The following is a 15786-nucleotide window of genomic DNA, read 5'->3' as shown; positions in this document are numbered from 1 at the left end:
CCCCAGGACGGCGGTCACCTCTCCAGCAGGGCTGCTACCTCGTCGGAGGACCAGAACGGCGCCAACCGGCTGCGGATCGCGTCCTCGAGCACGCCCGCCCGATGCAGCGCGGCAGCGGTGGTGCCCACCACGGCGGTGAGGTCCTCGATGAGATCGTCCCGGGTCACCTCCAACTCCTCCAGCAGCGTGGCCAGCGGATGCTCGCCGTACACATGGAAGAAGCCGGCGACCAGGGCCTCGACCAGGTCGCCGGCCGGTCCGGAGGCGGCGGCGGTGGCCACCGCTTCGTGCAGGACGCCGGCGAACCGCAGCACGTCCTCCTCGGCCACGTGTTCACTCGGCAGCGGCAGCGGCTTGTCGGCGAACATGTCCCACACCTCCATCACGGCGGCGCGGGTGGTCGGGTCCTGCAGCGTCTCCAGCAGGATCTTGTTGAGTCGGCGCGCCGCGAAGGTGGCGCCCTTGCCGCTGGCGCCGCCGATCAGCGCCTCGAACTGCTTGTCGGCCGCCCCCATCACCATCGAGGCCGCCGACGTGCCGAACGACATCAACTGACCCAGCCCGGGCACCTTGTCGGCCACCGCGCGGTTGGCTTGGAGCACCTCGCCGACCAGTCGGCCGACGAACCGTGAGGCGACGGTGGCCATCAGCGGGCTCCGGGCCAGGTCGTCGAGTGCCTTCTCTGCCAGTCGGCTGCCCTGCAGCACCTCGCCGACGAGTGCCTCGACCTGGTCGCGGGCCAGCACCTGGTCGGCGGAGAACCGCTCCTCGGGTCCGGCGTACAGGATCTCGACGGTACGACGGACCAGCGCATCGGCAGCGACCGTGCTGGGGACGCCGGCGACCAGTCGTCGGACCACCGGAGCGACCTGGTCGACGTCCACCAGGTCGGCCAGCGGCAGATCGCCGGCGATGGCCAGCACGCGGTCGACGTCGGCGGCCACGGTCTCGGCGAGCCGGTCGCCGAGGACCTGGTCGAGGATCCAGGCGACCTGGGCGTCGAGGAGTTGCTTGGTGAGGGTCACCGGATCAGGGTACGGGCGAGGATCGGTAGCCTTCGCTTCCATGAGTGCCATTGCGGGTGTCAGCGAGATCTTCGACCCGGCCGACTGGGACGAGGTGCCCGGCTTCGCCGATCTGACCGACCTCACCTATCACCGGGCGAAGGAGCACGGCACTGTCCGGATCGCGTTCGATCGACCCGACGTCCTCAACGCCTTCCGGCCGCACACGGTTGACGAACTACTGCGCACCCTGGAGCACGCGCGCCAGTCGGCCGACGTGGGGTGCGTGATCCTGACCGGGAACGGGCCGAGCGCGAAGAACGGCAAGTGGGCGTTCTGCACCGGCGGTGACCAGCGGATCCGCGGCAAGGCCGGCTACCAGTACGAGGACAAGACGATCGGCGCCGGCGACACCGGCGCCGAGGAACCGTCGGTGATCGACAAGGCCAAGTTGGCTCGGCTGCACATCCTGGAGTGCCAGCGGCTGATCCGGTTCATGCCCAAGGTGGTCATCTGCGTGGTGCCGGGCTGGGCGGCCGGCGGTGGCCATTCGCTGCACGTGGTCTGCGACCTGACCCTGGCCAGCAAGGAGCACGCGCGGTTCAAGCAGACCGACGCCGACGTGGGCTCTTTCGACGGCGGCTACGGGTCGGCGTACCTGGCCAAAATGGTCGGCCAGAAGTTCGCCCGCGAGATCTTCTTCCTCGCCGAGGAGTACGACGCCGACGAGATGCACGCGATGGGTGCGGTGAACCGGGTCGTCGAGCACGCGCGGTTGGAGAAGGTGGCCCTGGACTGGGGCCGCAAGATCAACGGCAAGTCCCCGACTGCGCAGCGGATGCTGAAGTACTCCTTCAACCTCCTCGACGACGGCCTGGTCGGCCAGCAACTCTTCGCCGGTGAGACCACCCGACTCGCCTACATGACCGACGAGGCCCAGGAGGGCCGCGACCAGTTCCTGGAGAAGCGCGAGCCCGACTGGTCGCCGTACCCCTGGTACTACTGATTCATCGGTGGTCGAGCCTGTCGAGACCCGCAGGTCAGAGGCCTGATGAGGTTTCAGATGTGGCAGAACTGTGGCAAGAATTCGGATCGAGCCGCGCGTCTGTGCCGTCGGCTAGCCTGACTTGCATGTCGGTGCGCGATTCGGAGTGCTTCGAGGACGCGGCGGAGAAGTGGCTACGCGGTGAGGCGGTCGCGGCGTACGACGCGCTGAAGGCCGATCCATCGCGGGCGATCACCGCTGATGAGGTGAGGGCACGGTTCGACCTCAAGTGGCGCTCAGCGCAGACGTCGACTGGGACCTCGGCGTAGAGTTGTGTCATGACCGTCGGAATCGATGAGATCATGCAGTTGGCGCTGACGCTCCCGGTGGATCAGCGCGCTCAGGTGGCCAATGCGCTGCTGGCCAGTCTCGACGACCCGGCCGATTCGACCGAGGTCCACGAGGCGTGGACGGCAGAGATCACGTCCCGGGTCGACGACATCACCAGCGGTCGCGTGCAGACCATCTCCCATGACGAGGTCAAGGCCAAGCTCGCGGAGGACCGTGCCGCGAGGCAGTAGCGGTGACGCTCAACATTCGATGAGTGCACGACCGGCAAGTCTGTGTCCACCAATCATCTCCTGCCCATCGACTGGACTGGAAGCGCCTGAGCGGCGAGAAGGCGGTCGCCTGGCGCCGCGAAATGGAGCAGATGGTCGTCGGGTTGATCGCGGTGTCCCTCAAGAGTGGCCACCTGGCGTGAATGACCCGAGCGCCTCACGCATCAGATCGCTCGCGGCTGCTCGCGTCCGGTCCTCGGCGGTCGGCCACAGGTGGCTGTAGGTGTTCGGAGTCGCCGGTGGTCGAGCCTGTCGAGACCGCAGGTCATTCGGGAGTTTCGTGCGCCCACCCTGCACCGCAGTGGCTTGTGACCGGCATCGAACCGCTCACAGGCCTACGATTCCCTCATGCTGCTCGACCGGGACTCAGAGCTCGCGTCGTTCGCCGGTTGGGTGACCGACGCAGGCGCCGGCCAGAGTTCGATCGTCCTCGTCCAGGGTGAGGCCGGCTCCGGCAAGACGAGTCTCGTCCGCAGTGCTACCAGCGACGTCGAATCCTGGTGGGGGTGGTGCGACCCCCTCGCGACGCCCCGCCCCCTGGGTCCCCTGCTCGATCTGGCACCAGCTGCCGGCTTGACAGTTGGAAAAGACCCTTTCGAGGCGTACGACGCGCTGCTCGCGGTGCTGCGCGACCGGACCACTCCGGTCGCGGTGGTGCTGGAGGACCTCCATTGGGCAGACGACGCCACGCTCACGATGCTGCAGTTCCTCGGCCGTCGGCTCGAGGGCTGCCGAGCGTTGGTGGTCGCGACCTATCGGGGTGACGAGATGGGACCCGCGCTCCAGCGGGTGCTGGGCGACCTTGCCCGACTCGGAGATCGCGTCCATCGGGTCGAGGTCGGACCGCTGTCGTCGGCGGCCGTGGCCGTCCTGTCCGAGGGCGCGGGACTCGACCCGGTTGAAGTCCTGGCGGCCACCCAGGGCAACCCCTTCTTCGTGACCGAGCTCGTGGCCGGAGGGGGTGGGATCACCGAGACGGTGGCAGACGCGGTGCTCGCGCGCGTGCACGCGCTCCCGGAAGGCACCCGCGAGATCCTGGAGTGGGTCTCGGTGGAGCCGGGCGGATTGGAGCTGTGGGCGGTCGCGCAGCCTGAGCGGGCCCACGGCCTCTTGGTGGAGAGCGGCGACCGGATCACCTTCCGCCACGAGCTCGCCCGGCTGGCCGTCTATGACAGCCTGCCGCTCGTCCGCCGCAGGGAGCTGCATCGACGCCTCCTCGAGAAGTTGGCCGGCTCCACTGACCTGGCACGAATGGCTCACCACGCAGTGGGGACCGGGGATCCGTCCACCGTCGTCACGCACTGCCGACCTGCTGCCGAGGAGGCCGTCGAGCGAGGCGCCAATCGCCAGGCCGCCGGCTTCCTGACCGCACTGGTCGACCAGGAATCGAAACTGTCCCCGCACGACCGCGTCGAAGTACACGACCGGCTGGGTGTCGTACTGGGTGCGCTCGACCGCCATGCGGATGCGGTCGGTCATCTGCAGAAGGCACTGCAGGAGACCGAGAGGATCGGCGACGACACACTGCGTGGTCGGGTGCTGTGTCACCTTGCGGCTGCACAGTGGCGCGCCGGTGACGTCGCCGCGGCCGCCGTCCTCCGTGAGCACGCCGTGGAGGTGCTCCGGCCACTCGGGCCCACGTCGGAGCTGGCAGCCGCCTTGACGTACTCCGCGCGCGGTCGGATGCTGGCCCGCCACCACGTGCCGGCCCTCGAGAGTGTCGCCGAGGCTGAATCCGTCGCAGCCGAGATCGGAGACGAGACGGCCGCCGCGGCCGCGAGACTGATGCTGGGCACGATCGAACTGGTGACCGGCGACCCTGACGTCGGCATCGCGCACCTCACCAGTCTGCTATCCCAGACTCGGGCACGCAGAGATCCGATTCTGGAGATGGACGCGCTCCGCATGCTCGGCAGCGGAGGCGGCGAGGTGCGGCGGTACGACGACGCCTTCGAGTGGGCGCAGCAACTGGTCGACAGCTCGCTCAGTCGGGACAACGACTACGACGTCGCCTACGCCCGGGCATGGCAGGCCCGGATCCGCTTCGAGCAGGGGCGATGGGACGAGGCCGCTCAGCTGGCGGCCGCGGTGAACATTGACCACGGTGCGCCGATCAACAAGTCCACGGTCCTGGGCGTTGTCGGTCGGTTGCGGGTACGCCGTGGTGATCCACGGCCGCTCGAACCGTTGGCAGAGGTTCAGCGGCTCGAGGGTCTGGAGCTGCAGCACCGGTGGTCGGGGCTGTGCGGCGCGGCGGAGCAGCACTGGCTCTCGGGTGACCACCCATCCGGCGTCGCGGTTCTCCAACGGCCCTACCAGCAGGCACTCGAGACCGACAGCCGTTGGGCGCAGGGCGAGATCGGCTACTGGCTGTGGCGCAACGGCGGTCTCGACGAGCCCGCCCCGCGGGCGGCGGAGCCTTTCGCAGCGCACATGCGAGGGGACTGGACGGCAGCGGCGGAGGCTTGGGAGCGGATCGGCTGCCCCTACGAACGGGCCCTCGCGCTGGTGGACGGTGATGCCGACGCGGCCGCCGAAGGGTTGGCTATCCTCGACCGGTTGGGTGCCCGGCCGGCCGCAGCCTGGTCAAGACGCCGACTTGCCTCCCGTGGCCTGCCGGTGCCACGCCCAGCTCGTTCGCGGACGCTGGAGAACCCATGGGGGATGACCGAGCGTGAGGCCGAGATCCATGAGCTGCTCCTCGACGGCCTGGACAACCCGGCCATCGCTTCCCGGCTGTTCATCTCCCGGCGCACCGTCGAGCACCATGTCTCCGCGGTGCTCCGCAAGCGCGGTGTCACCCGGCGCGACGAACTCCTGGGTGAGTCCGGGTCCCAATCTGGGTGAGGTTCACGGAGGCGCCTGCAGTGCCACGGTCCCTACGGTGAGGTTGAACGGGCCAACACACATCGAAGGAGACAGCCAATGCCCAGATATCTCATTGAACGCACCTTCCCCGACGGTCTCGCGATCCCGCAGGACGACAGCGGCGCGAAGGCGTGCCTGAACGTTGTCGACGGGAACGCCGGTCACGGCGTCACCTGGGTTCACTCGTACGTGTCACCGGACAAGACGAAGACGTTCTGCATCTACGACGGTCCCTCGCCGGAGGCGATCAGGTCCGCTGCTGCGGACACCGGGCTTCCGATCGACACGATCACCGAGGTTTCGGTCCTCGACCCCTACTTCTACAGAGTCTGACCCTGCCACCTCCGCCGGTGAGTCCGGGACGACGGCCGCGGCTCACCGGCACCCACGCCCGCGTGGGACCACGGCGGCCCTGTCCGTCGAGTCACGTCGTACCCTCGCGGCATGCGCTCACCGATCCCGGACTACCTGGCCGAAGTGCTCGACGACTGCCGCGGTGGTGACGGCGGAGCGGTCGCCGACTACATCCCCGAACTCGCCCGCGCGAACCCCGAACGGTTGGCCATCGCGCTGACCACCCCGGACGGAGCGACGTACTGCGCAGGCGACGCGGACGCGGAGTTCTCGATCCAGTCGATGTCGAAGCCCTTCGCCTACGGCATCGCCCTGCTCGACGCCGGCTTCGACGCCGTCCTCGCCAAGATCGGCGTCGAGCCGTCCGGCGAGGCCTTCAACGAGATCTCCTTGGAGGAGGGCTCGGGCCGGCCCCGCAACCCGATGATCAACGCCGGCGCGATCGCCGCGCACTCCCTGATCGACGGTCGCAACGCTGAGGAGCGGACCGAGCGCTTCCGGGAGCGGATGAGCCTGGCCGCCGACCGGGAACTCCACTACGACGAGGCGGTCTACACCTCCGAACTGGAGACGGCGTACCGCAACATCGCCATCGGCTACATGCTGCGCAACCACGGCATCCTGGACGGCGACCCCGAGGACGTCGTCCGCGGCTACATCCGACAGTGCTCGCTGAGCGTGACGACCCGGGACCTGTCGATGATGGCGGCGACGCTCGCCAACGGGGGCGTCCAGTCGGCAACCGGTCGGCGGCTGTCGGGGGACCGGGCGGTCCGCCAGACGCTCAGCGTGATGATGACCTGTGGCATGTACGACGCCGCCGGTGACTGGATGACCGCCGTCGGCATCCCCGCCAAGTCCGGGGTGGCCGGCGGGATCCTCGGCGTGCTGCCCGGGCAGGTGGGCATCGCCGTCTTCTCCCCACGACTCGACGCGCACGGCAACTCCACCCGCGGCGTGAAGCTCTTCGAACGACTCAGCGACGACATGGGGCTGCACCTGATGGAGGTCCCCCCGGTCGGCCGCTCGGTGCTGCGCGGTCACGACCAGCGCGGGGACACGCATGTCTTCGGGCTCCAGGGGGTGATCCGGTTCGCCGGCGCTGAAGCGGTGGTCCGGGAGGTGGTCGAGGCGGACCTGCCGCATCGCGAGGTGGTCCTCGACCTGACCCGCGTGCACGGCGTCAGCGACGTGGCCCGGCGCGTCCTCCTCGAAGCGGTGCGTCGGCTCACCCTGCACGACGACAAACAGGTGACCCTGGTCGACCCGGAGGGGATCCTCGACGACCCCGACGCCGGCGACGGCGTACGCCCCCGGGTGATCGCCAGCCTGGACGAGGATCGGGGCACCCCCGCGGACTGACAAGTACGCTCGCGGCATGGACCGACGACGGGCAGCGGCAACCGTCGTCACCGCCATCGTCGGTGCCATCCTGCTCGGGGTCTCCCTGCGGGCCGAGCCCGGGAGCGCCGCCTTCTATGTCGGCAGCGTCGCTCTGGCGGCCGTGTGGGCGGGAGGCGCCGTCGCTTCCGGCCCGCTGCACCTCGGGCGCACCCGAGACCGGCGACCGGTGATCCCCGCGCTGCTCGTGGGCGGGCTGCTGTCGGGCTTCTTCATCGTCGGGGCCCTGGTGGTGCGCGAGATCCCCTGGCTCGCCGAGCGTGTCGTCGACGTGATGACGTACGCCGTGGTGGGGGTCGGTCCGCTGGTGGTGGTCATCGCCCTGGTCAACGGGGTCGCCGAGGAGATGTACTTCCGGGGCGCGTTGTACGACGCGGTGCCGCGTCACCCGGTGCTGGTCACGACCCTGGTCTACACCCTGGCCACGCTGGTCACCGGGAACCCGCTGCTGGCCTTCGCGGCCTTCCTGCTGGGCCTCGTCGTGGGTCAGCAGCGGAAGATCTCGGGCGGTCTGCTGGCGCCGGCGATCACCCACGTGACCTGGTCGATGACGATGCTCTTCGTGCTGCCCGCGCTGTTCGGTCTGTGACCCGGCCAGCTCAGCTGACGCTGGTACGCCGTTCCTCGAGGGCGCGTCGTACCGCCTCGGCGTAGGACAGCGGCTCCCCGGGAACGATCTCGCGGATCCGGTTGTCGGTGGCGATGACCTCGGTGCCCATCGAGTCGATCAGGTGACGGCCGGTCGCGACGTCGACGTCGGTGACCAGGGCCAGCCAGTACGACGACAGGCGTGGGGTGAGCACGGGGACCCGGACGATCGGCAACGGGTAGCCAGCGTTGACCTCGGCGGCGATCTGCAGCATCTCCAGGTAGGTCATCTGCTCGGGGCCGCCCACCTCGAACACCTGGCCCAGCGCCCGCGGTTCGTCGACGACGCCCACCAGGTAGCGGACCACGTCGTCGACCGCGATCGGCTGGGTGCGGGTGGTCACCCAGCGGGGCACCACCATCGCCGGGAGGTTCTTGACCAGTTGTCGGGTGATCTCCCAGGAGATGCCTCCGTGGCCCACCACGATGGCGGCCCGCAGCACCGTCACGGGCACGCCGGCGACGCCGAGCAGTCCCTCGACCTCACGCCGGGAACGCAGATGGGCCGAGAGTTCGCCGTCGTCCTCGCCCAGTCCGCCCAGATAGATGATCTGGCGTACGCCGGCCGCTGCGGCTGCCTCGCCGAACGCGCGAGCGGCGGCCGCATCGCGCTCCTCGAAGTCGGCGGCATCCAGGGAGTGCACGAGATAGAACGCGACGTCGACACCATCGAGGGGCTCGGTGAGGGTCTCGGGCCTGGTGACGTCGCCGCCGACGGGACGCCCGGGGCCGTCGTACTCGCCCGGGCGGCGGGTCATCGCCACCACGTCGTGCCCCTGCTCGATGAGCGCGCTGCCCAACCTGCGGCCGACGAACCCGGAGGCCCCGGTCAGCAGGATGCGGGTCGGCCGATCGCTGGTCATCGTGAGTCCCTTCGAAGGCTGCTGGGGATTCGCTGCGCCGGGTCGGTGGCCACGACCTCACGGTATCCCTCCCCGGAAGCGGCGAGGCGCCAGCGGGCACGGTCGTGACCCGCGAACCGCTCCTCCGGACCCGCGCCGCGTGGTACTACTGACTCATGCCGAACCGTCGCGAACGGCGACGTGAACAGTCACCGACGACGCGTCGCGTCCTCGCCGGTGTTCCGTTGCTGGGTGTCGGGCTGCTCGCCGTGGCCTGTCAGGCCTCCGCCGAAGCGATGACCGCGGAGGAGTTGGAGGCACGGCTGCTTGCGGACCTGGCCGATCTCAGCGTGGTCGCGGTCACCTGTCCCGAGGGCCTCGAGCCCGAGGTCGGGGAGAGTCGCGACTGCGTGGCCACGACCCCCGGCGGTGAAGTCGGGGTCAGCGTCGTGGTCACCGGTGTGCAGGGACGCACGGTCACTTTCACCATCGAGGTCGATCCGCAACCGTCGTGACGATGACCTAGGGTGAGGCGTTGACGCGCCGTCCACCCAGGACGGCTGACGATGGAAGGAAATCGCATGGCACGGATCTCGGGCGTCCTCGCCGGGCTGGGCGCGGCCGCACTCGTGGCTGGCTGCTCGTTCACCAGCAGTGGCTTCTCGCTGAGCCAGGACCAGGTGGAGGAGCAGGTCACCCAGCAACTCACCGAGATCGTCGGGGTCGCCCCCGACAAGATCGAGTGCCCGGGCGACCTGCGTGGATCCATCGACACCGAGATGCGCTGCGTGCTCACCCATGAGGGTACGAGCTACGGGGTGACCGTCAAGGTGACCGGCGTGGAAGGCACCACCATCAACTACGACATCCAGGTGGACGACCAGCCGATGTCCTGACCTCAGCCGGTGGCGACCGCGATCTGGGTGTGCATCGGCACCGCGATGTGGTCGCCGACCCGATGCGTGTCCACCAGGTCGCGGGTCGCCTCGGCGACCCGGCGGGCGTACTCGGTGAACGCCGCGGGGTCGGCGCCGAAGGCCGGTACGACGGCCACGTAGGCGAAGACCTGCCGTTCGATGAAGCGGTCCGCGTCGGCGAAGTGGGCGGTGATCGAGGCCGGTTCGACCTCGACCGTCGAGCAGCCGTTGGCCGTCAACAGGTCCCCGAGTGCGTCGGCGTCGCCGAAGCTGAACGGGGCGAGCAGATCGTCCGGTGTCGCCGACAGGCCGACCTCGGCCAGCAGCGGCGCCTCCACCTCGGCGAGTGCCTGGAAGAACGGGTGCCGCTCCGGACTCTGCCAGGTGGCCACCACCAGGCGCCCGGAGTCCCGCAGCAGGTGCCGCATCCGTTGCACCGCCTCAGCCCTGTCAGCGAAGAACTGCAGCCCCTGCTGGCAGATCACCGCGTCGAAGCCCGGACCCGGCAGGTCGAGCGCGGTGGCGTCGGCGACCACGAACTCCGGGGCGCCGGGCCCGTGGCCGCTCACCTCCCGGGCGACCTCGATCATGGCGGGGTTCAGGTCGGCGCCGAGGACTCGTCCGCCCGCGCCGACCAGGGGCGCGGCCAGTCGGGCGATGATGCCGGTCCCACACGCCAGGTCGAGGACCTGTTCGCCGGGGGTCAGCGCAGCCCGGCGCAGCGTGTGCGCGGACAGCGGATCGAAGATGGCCGGGACGAAGTACTCCTCGTAGGCGCGGGCAGGGTTGCCCTGCAACTGTCCGGTGCTCATCGCACACCGTCCGAGACCGCCGGGCGCCACATCGGCCACAACGGCGGCGAGTCCGCCACCCGGATCTCGCCCTGCACCTGGAACCCGTGCCGCTCATAGAGCGCCCGGTTCCCTTCGCTGGAGGCCTCCAGATAGGCGCCGACCCCGTCCCCGTCGACCCTGGCCAGCGCCGTGCGCAGCAGCGCCGACCCGACGCCACGCCCCTGGTGCCGGGGGTCGACTCCGATGAAGGGTAGGTACCAGTGCGGGGTGGTCGGGTGGAACTCGTCGACCTGACCCAGGAAGGCGAACATGACCTCGAGGCGCTCCGGGGCCACGCTGCGGGCCAGCAACTCGCCGGCAGCCTCGGGGTCCGCGGGCGAGTTCGGCGGCACCCACAGCGCGGCGCCGCTGCCGTCCGAGGTGTGGTCGACGGTGCCGGCCTCGAACGCCGCCGCCCCGAGCAGGGTGGCGACCTCCGGGAAGTGGGCGAGGTAGCGGCCGGCGTCGGGGTAGATCCACCGGATCACCGGGTCGTTGGTGAAGGCGAGCACCAACGTCCGCACCGCTGGATGCTCGGTGCGTGGCGGGGCAGGCGCCTCGGAAAGTCGGGTGTTCATCGCTGTCTCCGATCGTGGGATGGTCACCGACCATGCGGCGTCGGTGGACTTCGACGCTACGGCGACTGACGTCGTACGACATGGGTGCTGGCACCCAACCCGCCACCCAACTCATCACTCAGTTCGGCCACTCGACGCGGCCACTCGACCGGGTCACTCAGCCCAGCCACTCAGCGGGTCTCGATCAGCCCCTCGCGGTGCGCGAACGACGCCGCCGCCGCGCGGGCGCTCCGACCGCTGACCCCGAGCTTCTGATAGACCATCGCCAGGTGGCGCTCCACGGTCCGCACGCTCAGCACCAGGACGTCGGCGATCTCCTGGTTGCTGCGCCCCCCGGCCACCAGGCAGACGACTTCGGCCTCCCGGGGCGTGAGGCCACCGGGCAACGGCGCGCCGTCCTGGGCCGACGGGTCGCCGAGCTCATGGTGCAGCACCCTGGCCGCCGCCCGCTCCCGGCCGGCGGCCTCCGGATCCCCGACCAGCTCATAACTGCGGGCCAACCCCAGCCTGGCCTGCTCCACCCGAGCCCGCGCCTTCACCGACTGCCAGCTCTGCAACGCCTGACGGAACAGCGGCAGCGCCGCGGCCCCCTCGTCCTCGGCGAGCCGGACCAACCCCAGGGCGTAGGCACTGGCGGCCTCGAACCCCGGGGTGGGGAACGCGACCGCCACGGCGGCGAGCTCGTCGCTGAACCCGCGGGCCGCCCCCAGATCGTCAGCCGCCAGCGCGATCTCGACGGCGGCAGAGAGCAGTCGTCCCCGGGCGGCGGCGTCGCCGGAGCAGCTCTCGAGCGCGGATCCGATCGACACGTTCGCCCGGGCGGTATCGCCGCGGTCCGCCTGCAGCAGGGCCACCCCCGGCTGCGGGTCACGACCCAGGGCGTGCGCGGCGGTGAACTCCCGGTCGGCCCCGGCCAGGTCGCCGCGCTGCCGCGACAGTTCACCGAGCAGGTAGTGCGCCTCGGCGACGATGGAGACCACGAACGCATGGTCGCGGTCGATCACCAGTCGGGCTTCCCGCTCCGCCTTCGACCAGTCCCCCTGCAGGTAGTGGAGATGCGCGCGATGCACCCGGCAGATCCCCATGAACGGTCCCGACCCGGCGGGCATGCTGTCGCACCAGCGTGCCGTGGCGGCCGTCCACTCCCCGGCCCGCTGCAGGTCGGCGATCTCCTCGCACACCGCCATCAGGTTGCAGTAGATATTGCCCGCCCAGTCCGGGGGAAGATCGTCGGAGAGCGCGGCCACCATCGCCTCGTCCAGAAGCGCCAGACCCCGCCCGAGTTCGCCGCGGCGGATCAGCACCCGGCCCTCGGCCAGCACCCCCAACGCGGCGAGTGTCGGTTCCCGATGGCGGTCACCGGCGGTCTGAATGCTGCGGGCAAGGGTGGCGGCCTGCTCGAGCTCGTTGCCGCCGAGGGCGGACTCGAACTCGATGTAGCGCAGGTAGCCGTTCACGGCATCCTCGGGATCCTCGCCGGCACATCGGTAGGCGCGACTCATCCAGCCCGACGCCTGGGCGGATTCGTCGATCATCTGCAGGGTGTACGCGATGTCGAGAGCGATCCGGCCGGCCGGACCTGGCTGGGCCGTGGCGGCCGCCTGACGGTAGGCCTCCTGCAGCAGCGGCACCGAGGCGGGCAGCTCGCCCAGCCACCAGTGACAGTTGCCGGCGGCGTACAGGTCGTCGAGGTCCAGTGGGGTCAGGCTGTGGGCCCGCTGGTAGGCGTCCCGGGCCGCGACCCAGTCGCGACGCTGGTACGCCGCTCGGGCGTCGGCGAGATCGACGCCGGCCTCGGGACTGACCATCCCCCCATGGTGCCAACTCGCGGCCCCGGATGCAGCCGGTCGGGCAGAACCGGAGCGGAGCGCCGGTCGAGATGTCCTAGGGTTGGCCGGGAGGTCCTCTGCGGAAGGGAACGTGATGGCCCAGCTCTCGGGAGTTGCCTACGAGTTCGAGCGTCGGGTGCGCGACGCCTTCGCGGGCACGCCGTACCAGGTGACGTCGACGGATCAGGGGTTCGACGTCCGGATCGATGTTGCCGACGCGACCTGGTACGGCATCTTGAACAAGGCCGGCCTGAAGTACGCCGTGGACCATCGGGTGACGGTCGGCGACGGCTGGTTCCGGGTGCTCGATGTGGAGAAGCGGGTCGAGTGGGTGGCGGGCATCCCCCGGATCGCCGGCTCGGCCGAGGTGGTCAAGGGCCGGGTGATCCGATCCGGATTCGAGAAGACCTGGGCCTTCAACGAGCGGGGTGAGTTCACCCGGGTGGTCGACTACACCTTCCACTCCGAGGAGGGGCGTCGCGTGGTCACCGACATCGGCAAGCACCTGGGGCTGCGCTACCGGATGAGTGGCTACGCCAAGCTCGGTCTGGTGTTCGCGCTGATCGGCGGCGTTGGAGCCCTGATCTCGGCCGTCGTGCTGATCCTGGCGTTCTCGCTCGGCTGGTTCGACTGACGGACTCCGGGGTCAACCCTGCTGCTCGGGGAACGGTCGGGTGGAGGCGAGGAACTCCTGGAACTCCCCCGACATCTGGGCGAGCTGGTCGGCGGTGCAGCTGAGCGTGTAGATCAGCACCACCCGCTTGGTCGGGTCGTCCTGATCGATCAGGGCCATCAGGATCTGCCCCTGCCGCAGGTCGAAGTGCGTCCCGTCGATGGGGGCGCTCATGCCGATCAGCTGGCTGATCCCGGGAGCCTCGGCCGAGCCGATGTCCTGGCGTTGCAACAGCCGGAGCTGGTCGACCTGGCCCTGGTACTTCGCGACCGCCTCGTCGGCGATGTCGGACAGCGTCGCCTCGTCGAGTCGGTAGTCGCCGCTGATCGTGATCGTCGGCGAGTACGCCGGGTCGAGGTTGCGACGCACCGCGAGGAAGGCGGCGTACTCAACCCCGAGTGTCTCGGGCACCATCGGCTCCCAGTGCTCGTTCGGCAGCCGGAACTCCAACGGGACAGGCAGTTGCTTCATGTCTCCACCCTCACACATTCACCAGATCTTGAGTTTCTCAGCGCCGCTCGAGACCCAACCGCCGACCGTGTCCGCAGCACTGGACACGGTGTCGGTGACCTTGCCGACGTCGACAGTGAGGTTGAGCTCCACCTTGCCGCCCACTCCGAGCGCCAGACCGCCTGACCCGCCGATGGTGAACTTGCCGTCGCTGTATCCGAGGTCGACATGGCCGCTGGCGCCGACTCCTGCCCAGGCCTCGGCGCCACCCTTGGCCCCCACGCCACCGACGTCCACGGTGGCCTCCGCGCCGGCCCGGGCGCCGGCGAAGAGTTCACCGTTGGCGTGCACCCCGGTGGGGCCGACGTGCAGGTTCCCCGACGCCTCGGCGCCGACCTGCGCGTAGCCGCTGGCACCCGCCTCGACGATGCCCCACTCAGCACCGACCGAGCCCTCGGCTCTGAGCAGGTTGAACTGGGCATTGGCGGAGGCCTGCAGACCGTTGCCGTCGATGCCGAACGACGCCTTCGCCGAGCCCTGGATGAGTTGGATCGAGCCGTCGGCATTGACCTTGACCGACCCGTGGTAGTTCTCGTAGGAGCCGTTGATGTTGACGACGCTGCCCTCGGCCTCGAAGGTGGCCAGGTCGATCTTCCACGAGCTCTCCGGGGCACCGGTCTCGTAGCCGGAGGAACCGTGCTTGGGGTCGCCGAACTTGCTGTCCCATAGCTCCCAGTCGATGCTCGGCCCCGACCACTCGGTGCTCCCACTACCCACGTCGACGCCGCCCTCGGTCCGCCCACCGGGGGTGTTGCCAAGCTTCACCGTCGCGGTCCGAGCCGCAGCCGCCAGGTCGGCACGGGCCTGGGCGAGCATCTCCTGGGCCTCCCGCCGCTTGGCCTCGCCCGGGTCGACGAACTGGCCGGGGTGAGCAGGCCCCATCGCCGGCGGCGCGCCCGGCGCCTGGCAGGCGGTGGAGGAGATGAAGGTGTTGTACGCCGCGACGGACGCGTTGTAGGCCTGGATCGCCTCCTCGGATTCGCCGACACCCTCGTTCCACAGCTGCAGAGCCTCACGGGCCTCCACCTGGGCCTGGGACAGGTCGTCGGCATAGCTGGTCAGCGCCTGCTCGGCGATGTCCAGCACCTTCACGTATTCCTGCCACCGTTCAACCTGAAGGTTGAGGTTGTTCTCGAAGAGCCATCCGGGGACACCGCCCCAACTGGGCGTGCGGATCCGCTTGATGCCGTCGAGTATCTCCTCCATGCTGGCCCGCTCGTTGCCGAAGCGGGTGGCGTTGCTCTGCACCGTGGTCACGCTGCCGGGGATCAGCATCAAGTGGTCGTCGGTCTGTCCGAGCTCGGCCCGGGTCAGCGTCCAGCTCACAGTGGTCCTCCCATGGTCGGCGGCAGGAGTCGGGTGAACTGGTCGGCTTCCCGTGCGTCGGTGTCGCGGTAGTCGGCGGCCTGAGCGACCAGGTCCTCGGCCATCCGGGCGGCTGCCGCGTGCAGGAGCGCTCCGGCTTGCTGGCAGTTGCCGAAGACGGCGTCGACCCAGGCGGCCAGCTCGGGGTCGCCGAAGTTCTGACCCGTGACCCGGGTGCCGGTGAACTCGTAGCCGTCCGGCTCGCCGGTCAGGTCGCGCAGCAGGCGGGCTGCGTCGTCGAGCTCGTCGGGATCCACTTCCACTGGCTGCCTCCTCCGCCGATGCGTCAAGGGAGGTTCTACCCACTGGCCGATCGGTTCAAACCACCCGAGACGTGAATCTTCTTCACTAGGCTCCCT

Annotated in this window: 18 protein-coding genes; 10 read left to right on the top strand and 8 right to left on the bottom strand. The window is 69.7% G+C overall.

The genetic code is table 11. The annotated features are described in order from the left end of the window. Positions 1–14: 14 nt before the first annotated feature. A complete protein-coding gene (locus JKG67_RS11695; protein ID WP_203337494.1) occupies positions 15–1025 on the bottom strand; it encodes a hypothetical protein in 1011 nt (336 codons plus the stop codon). A 40-nt stretch (positions 1026–1065) separates the two neighbouring features. Here JKG67_RS11695 and JKG67_RS11690 point away from each other — a divergent pair, with 40 nt between their 5' ends. The 7 genes from JKG67_RS11690 to JKG67_RS11660 all read left to right on the top strand — a co-directional run bounded on the left by JKG67_RS11690 (position 1066) and on the right by JKG67_RS11660 (position 7821). Next, positions 1066–2010 carry a 1,4-dihydroxy-2-naphthoyl-CoA synthase gene (locus tag JKG67_RS11690; RefSeq protein ID WP_203337493.1) on the top strand — a complete coding sequence of 315 codons (945 nt, stop codon included), beginning with the start codon at positions 1066–1068 and terminating at the stop codon, positions 2008–2010. Positions 2011–2135: 125 nt separating this feature from the next. Further along, positions 2136–2318: a hypothetical protein gene (locus tag JKG67_RS11685; RefSeq protein WP_203337492.1), complete on the top strand. Its 183-nt coding sequence runs from the start codon at positions 2136–2138 to the stop codon at positions 2316–2318. 9 nt (positions 2319–2327) lie between these two features. Then, positions 2328–2570 (top strand): addiction module protein, encoded by a 243-nt coding sequence (locus tag JKG67_RS11680; protein WP_203337491.1) that lies wholly within the window; start codon positions 2328–2330, stop codon positions 2568–2570. 387 nt (positions 2571–2957) lie between these two features. Then, positions 2958–5456 (top strand): ATP-binding protein, encoded by a 2499-nt coding sequence (locus JKG67_RS11675; protein ID WP_203337490.1) that lies wholly within the window; start codon positions 2958–2960, stop codon positions 5454–5456. Positions 5457–5534: 78 nt separating this feature from the next. Beyond that, the gene (locus JKG67_RS11670) at positions 5535–5810 is read left to right on the top strand and encodes a DUF4242 domain-containing protein (protein WP_203337489.1); all 276 of its coding nucleotides are present in this window, start codon (positions 5535–5537) and stop codon (positions 5808–5810) included. A 111-nt stretch (positions 5811–5921) separates the two neighbouring features. After that, on the top strand, positions 5922–7193 hold the full coding sequence (locus tag JKG67_RS11665) for a glutaminase (RefSeq protein ID WP_203337488.1): 1272 nt from the start codon (positions 5922–5924) through the stop codon (positions 7191–7193). A gap of 16 nt (positions 7194–7209) precedes the next feature. Further along, a complete protein-coding gene (locus tag JKG67_RS11660; protein WP_203337487.1) occupies positions 7210–7821 on the top strand; it encodes a CPBP family intramembrane glutamic endopeptidase in 612 nt (203 codons plus the stop codon). Positions 7822–7831: 10 nt separating this feature from the next. Here JKG67_RS11660 and JKG67_RS11655 read toward each other — a convergent pair whose 3' ends face one another. Next, complete coding sequence (locus JKG67_RS11655) at positions 7832–8743, bottom strand: NAD(P)H-binding protein (RefSeq protein WP_203337486.1); 912 nt, start codon at positions 8741–8743, stop codon at positions 7832–7834. Between the two features lie 155 nt (positions 8744–8898). On the opposite strand from JKG67_RS11655, the gene JKG67_RS11650 reads away from it, so the two are divergent. Together JKG67_RS11650 and JKG67_RS11645 are read left to right on the top strand one after the other, a co-directional pair. Further along, the gene (locus tag JKG67_RS11650; RefSeq protein WP_203337485.1) at positions 8899–9237 is read left to right on the top strand and encodes a DUF4333 domain-containing protein; all 339 of its coding nucleotides are present in this window, start codon (positions 8899–8901) and stop codon (positions 9235–9237) included. Between the two features lie 66 nt (positions 9238–9303). Continuing rightward, a complete protein-coding gene (locus JKG67_RS11645) occupies positions 9304–9618 on the top strand; it encodes a DUF4333 domain-containing protein (protein ID WP_203337484.1) in 315 nt (104 codons plus the stop codon). Between the two features lie 2 nt (positions 9619–9620). On the opposite strand, the gene JKG67_RS11640 is transcribed toward JKG67_RS11645, so the two are convergent. From JKG67_RS11640 to JKG67_RS18890, 3 genes are all read right to left on the bottom strand, one after another. Then, the gene (locus JKG67_RS11640; RefSeq protein WP_203337483.1) at positions 9621–10451 is read right to left on the bottom strand and encodes a class I SAM-dependent methyltransferase; all 831 of its coding nucleotides are present in this window, start codon (positions 10449–10451) and stop codon (positions 9621–9623) included. Further along, positions 10448–11050, bottom strand: a complete 603-nt coding sequence (locus tag JKG67_RS11635) for a GNAT family N-acetyltransferase (protein WP_203337482.1) — start codon at positions 11048–11050, stop codon at positions 10448–10450. Before JKG67_RS11635 ends, JKG67_RS11640 begins: the two co-directional genes overlap by 4 nt. Before the next feature lie 170 nt (positions 11051–11220). Beyond that, on the bottom strand, positions 11221–12858 hold the full coding sequence (locus JKG67_RS18890) for a helix-turn-helix transcriptional regulator (protein WP_203337481.1): 1638 nt from the start codon (positions 12856–12858) through the stop codon (positions 11221–11223). 115 nt (positions 12859–12973) lie between these two features. Here JKG67_RS18890 and JKG67_RS11625 point away from each other — a divergent pair, with 115 nt between their 5' ends. Beyond that, a complete protein-coding gene (locus JKG67_RS11625; RefSeq protein ID WP_203337480.1) occupies positions 12974–13513 on the top strand; it encodes a hypothetical protein in 540 nt (179 codons plus the stop codon). 12 nt (positions 13514–13525) lie between these two features. Here JKG67_RS11625 and JKG67_RS11620 read toward each other — a convergent pair whose 3' ends face one another. From JKG67_RS11620 to JKG67_RS11610, 3 genes are read right to left on the bottom strand one after another with little or no spacing between them, the layout of a single operon-like run. After that, positions 13526–14023 (bottom strand): hypothetical protein, encoded by a 498-nt coding sequence (locus JKG67_RS11620; protein WP_203337479.1) that lies wholly within the window; start codon positions 14021–14023, stop codon positions 13526–13528. Between the two features lie 18 nt (positions 14024–14041). Beyond that, a complete protein-coding gene (locus JKG67_RS11615; RefSeq protein WP_203337478.1) occupies positions 14042–15388 on the bottom strand; it encodes a putative T7SS-secreted protein in 1347 nt (448 codons plus the stop codon). Beyond that, a complete protein-coding gene (locus JKG67_RS11610; RefSeq protein ID WP_203337477.1) occupies positions 15385–15690 on the bottom strand; it encodes a hypothetical protein in 306 nt (101 codons plus the stop codon). The genes JKG67_RS11615 and JKG67_RS11610 overlap by 4 nt, the downstream gene beginning before the upstream one ends. Positions 15691–15786: the final 96 nt, after the last annotated feature.

Origin of the sequence: Nocardioides limicola (assembly GCF_016827675.1) — a bacterium.
In the GTDB taxonomy this organism is placed as follows: domain Bacteria; phylum Actinomycetota; class Actinomycetes; order Propionibacteriales; family Nocardioidaceae; genus Nocardioides; species Nocardioides limicola.
Note: the sequence above shows the minus strand (reverse complement) of the source record. Positions and strands in the feature narration are given on the sequence as shown.

What these genes read in the sequence shown, in the direction of transcription:
- JKG67_RS11620 (WP_203337479.1), bottom strand. Translation starts at nt 14,023, where the DNA reads ATGAAGCAACTGCCTGTCCCGTTGGAGTTCCGGCTGCCGAACGAGCAC.
- JKG67_RS11645 (WP_203337484.1), top strand. Translation starts at nt 9,304, where the DNA reads ATGGCACGGATCTCGGGCGTCCTCGCCGGGCTGGGCGCGGCCGCACTC.
- JKG67_RS11655 (WP_203337486.1), bottom strand. Translation starts at nt 8,743, where the DNA reads ATGACCAGCGATCGGCCGACCCGCATCCTGCTGACCGGGGCCTCCGGG.
- JKG67_RS11670 (WP_203337489.1), top strand. Translation starts at nt 5,535, where the DNA reads ATGCCCAGATATCTCATTGAACGCACCTTCCCCGACGGTCTCGCGATC.
- JKG67_RS11650 (WP_203337485.1), top strand. Translation starts at nt 8,899, where the DNA reads ATGCCGAACCGTCGCGAACGGCGACGTGAACAGTCACCGACGACGCGT.
- JKG67_RS18890 (WP_203337481.1), bottom strand. Translation starts at nt 12,858, where the DNA reads ATGGTCAGTCCCGAGGCCGGCGTCGATCTCGCCGACGCCCGAGCGGCG.
- JKG67_RS11625 (WP_203337480.1), top strand. Translation starts at nt 12,974, where the DNA reads ATGGCCCAGCTCTCGGGAGTTGCCTACGAGTTCGAGCGTCGGGTGCGC.
- JKG67_RS11680 (WP_203337491.1), top strand. Translation starts at nt 2,328, where the DNA reads ATGACCGTCGGAATCGATGAGATCATGCAGTTGGCGCTGACGCTCCCG.
- JKG67_RS11690 (WP_203337493.1), top strand. Translation starts at nt 1,066, where the DNA reads ATGAGTGCCATTGCGGGTGTCAGCGAGATCTTCGACCCGGCCGACTGG.
- JKG67_RS11675 (WP_203337490.1), top strand. Translation starts at nt 2,958, where the DNA reads ATGCTGCTCGACCGGGACTCAGAGCTCGCGTCGTTCGCCGGTTGGGTG.
- JKG67_RS11660 (WP_203337487.1), top strand. Translation starts at nt 7,210, where the DNA reads ATGGACCGACGACGGGCAGCGGCAACCGTCGTCACCGCCATCGTCGGT.
- JKG67_RS11635 (WP_203337482.1), bottom strand. Translation starts at nt 11,050, where the DNA reads ATGAACACCCGACTTTCCGAGGCGCCTGCCCCGCCACGCACCGAGCAT.
- JKG67_RS11685 (WP_203337492.1), top strand. Translation starts at nt 2,136, where the DNA reads ATGTCGGTGCGCGATTCGGAGTGCTTCGAGGACGCGGCGGAGAAGTGG.
- JKG67_RS11665 (WP_203337488.1), top strand. Translation starts at nt 5,922, where the DNA reads ATGCGCTCACCGATCCCGGACTACCTGGCCGAAGTGCTCGACGACTGC.
- JKG67_RS11640 (WP_203337483.1), bottom strand. Translation starts at nt 10,451, where the DNA reads ATGAGCACCGGACAGTTGCAGGGCAACCCTGCCCGCGCCTACGAGGAG.